Source organism: Xenorhabdus sp. NBAII XenSa04 (assembly GCF_963866145.1).
GTDB lineage: Bacteria > Pseudomonadota > Gammaproteobacteria > Enterobacterales > Enterobacteriaceae > Xenorhabdus > Xenorhabdus indica.
In genome coordinates this window covers 1-373 of sequence record NZ_CAWMEB010000162.1, presented here as the reverse complement: position 1 = coordinate 373, position 373 = coordinate 1, and the positions used below count along the sequence as shown (strand labels likewise).

1 protein-coding gene is annotated in these 373 nt (G+C 45.3%); it reads right to left on the bottom strand.

Going from position 1 to position 373, the window contains the following annotated elements; genetic code table 11:
• Position 1: 1 nt before the first annotated feature.
• Positions 2-373: autotransporter outer membrane beta-barrel domain-containing protein (locus tag AAC147_RS07310; RefSeq protein ID WP_047686145.1), on the bottom strand; the 372-nt coding region annotated here is incomplete at its 5' end.

The window sequence follows — 373 nt, the reverse complement described above, 5'->3', positions numbered from 1 at the left end:
ATCACCACGTCATCCTTAGACCAATTTTTGCACTCAGTTCATAGCTGTCTGCAAAATTATTCAGGCTGGTGTTAACTGAAGTCTGGCCATAGACAAAAGAATTACCCTTATTCCAATTATAGGAACCCCCGACACCTGTCTCACCCCAAGTGAGGTCATTCCCACTGAGGAAGGCAACATTAGCCACATCAACCGCGTCATTACGCTCCAGAAGTTCCTGACGAATGTTGAAAAGGGCGTAAAGATTAGCGGTTTTTTCATCCTTGCTCTGATCATCGTGCCACTTTTGGCTGTAGTCTATCGTCGTGCCCACGCGTAATTTCATATTCCTGCTTTGATCAAAGCGGACTTTGGCACCAAATGTGTCATGGAA